Below are 2160 nucleotides of genomic sequence, written 5' to 3'. Positions count from 1 at the left end.
CGGTGCGTGCGCTCGGCGCGCCGGGCGGAAGTCCGCGGAGTGGGCGTAGTCGGGCTTTGGTCCGGTGCGGCGAGAGCACGTGCCGGGCGTCGCGGGGCAGACGCGAGTTCGACGACACCCCCTAGTGGGCCGCCGACTCCCAGTCCGGGCCGACGCCGACCGAGACGTCCAGAGGGGCCCTGAGCCGGACCGCGTCGGCCATCTCGCGGCGGACGATCTCCTCCGCGGCCTCCCGCTCGCCCGGGGCGATCTCCAGCACGATCTCGTCGTGGACCTGGAGGAGCATGCGGGAGGTCAGGCCGGACTCCCGCAGGGCGCGGTCGACGTTCAGCATGGCGATCTTGACGATGTCCGCCGCGGTGCCCTGGATCGGCGCGTTCAGCGCCATGCGCTCGGCCATCTCACGGCGCTGACGGTTGTCGCTGTTGAGGTCCGGGAGATACCGGCGGCGGCCGAACAGGGTTTCGGTGTAGCCGGTCGCGCGGGCCTCGTCGACCACCCGGCGCAGATAGTCGCGCACTCCGCCGAAGCGCTCGAAGTAGGTGTCCATCAGGGCGCGGGCCTCCGCGGCCTCGATGTTCAGCTGCTGGGAGAGGCCGAACGCGGACAGGCCGTACGCCAGGCCGTACGACATCGCCTTGATCTTGCGGCGCATCTCCGCGTCGACGGCGTCCCGCTCGACCGAGAAGACCTGCGAGGCGACCGTGGTGTGCAGGTCCTCGCCGGAGGTGAAGGCCTGGAGCAGGCCCTCGTCCTCGGAGAGGTGGGCCATCACCCGCAGCTCGATCTGGCTGTAGTCCGCCGTCATCAGGGACTCGAAGCCCTCGCCGACCACGAAGCCGCGCCGGATCGCCCGGCCCTCGTCGGTGCGGACGGGGATGTTCTGCAGGTTCGGGTCGGTGGACGACAGGCGGCCGGTGGCGGCGACGGTCTGGTTGAACGTCGTGTGGATGCGGCCGTCCGTCGCGATCGTCTTGATCAGGCCCTCGACCGTGACCCGGAGCTTGGCCTGCTCGCGGTGGCGGAGCATGATCACCGGCAGCTCGTTGTCGGTCTGGCCGGCGAGCCAGGCCAGGGCGTCGGCGTCGGTGGTGTAGCCGGTCTTGGTCTTCTTGGTCCTCGGCAGTCCCAGCTCGCCGAAGAGGACCTCCTGGAGCTGCTTGGGCGAGCCCAGGTTGAACTCGTGCCCGGCGGCCGCGTGGGCCTCCTTCACGGCCTGCTGGACCGCGCCGGCGAACATCTGCTCCATGGCCTCCAGGTGCGCCCGGTCCGCCGCGATGCCGTGCCGTTCCATCCGGGCCAGCAGCGCCGAGGTGGGCAGCTCCATGTCCCGCAGCAGGTCGGCCGCGCCGACCTCCGCGAGCCGGTCCTCGAAGGCCTCGCCCAGGTCGAGGACCGCACGGGCCTGGATCATCAGCGCCTCGGCCTCGGCGCCGTCGTCCGCGCCGAAGGCCAGCTGGCCGTCGGCGGCCGCGGCGGGCGCCAGCTCCCGGTGCAGGTACTCCAGGGACAGCGCGTCCAGGTCGAAGGAGCGGCGGCCCGGCTTGACCAGGTACGCGGCGAGCGCGGTGTCCATGGTGACCCCGGCGATCGTCCAGCCGTGCTCGGCGAAGACCCGCATGGCGCCCTTGGCGTTGTGCAGGATCTTGGGCCGGTCCGCGTCGGCCAGCCAGGCGGCGAACGCCGTCTCGTCGGCCTCGTCGAGCTGGGAGGGGTCGAACCAGGCGGCCGGTCCGGAGCCGGTGGCGAGGGCGATCTCGGCCACGGAGCCGCTGCCGAGCGCCCAGGTGTCGACGGTGGCGACGCCGAGCGGGCCGGTGCCGTGCTCGGCGAGCCAGCCGGCCAGCTCGCCGGTGCCCAGGATCCTGCCGTCCAGCTCGACGCCGTCCGCCACGACCGGGGTGGTCTCGGCCTCCTGGGCGCCGGGGTCGACGGCGAGCAGCCGCTCGCGCAGCGACGGGTTGCGGATCTCCAGGGTGTCCAGCACCATCGCGACGCCCTTGCGGTCGTACGGGGCGCGCTGGAGTTCGGCGACCGTCCTGCCGAGCGGCACCTGCCGCTCCAGCTCGGTCAGCCGGCGGTTGAGCTTGACGGCCTCCAGGTGGTCGCGCAGGTTCTGCCCGGCCTTGCCCTTGACCTCGTCGACCCGCTCGACCAGCT

The 2160-nt window shown here is 72.6% G+C and carries 1 protein-coding gene; it reads right to left on the bottom strand.

Going from position 1 to position 2160, the window contains the following annotated elements; genetic code table 11:
• Window positions 1-121: 121 nt before the first annotated feature.
• On the bottom strand, window positions 122-2160 hold a 2039-nt coding region (polA, locus tag CCN42_RS33190), incomplete at its 5' end, for a DNA polymerase I (protein ID WP_107427682.1).

This window comes from Streptomyces glaucescens (assembly GCF_002154375.1).
Classification (GTDB): Bacteria; Actinomycetota; Actinomycetes; order Streptomycetales; family Streptomycetaceae; genus Streptomyces; species Streptomyces glaucescens.
This window is presented reverse-complemented; position numbering and strand designations above follow the sequence as displayed.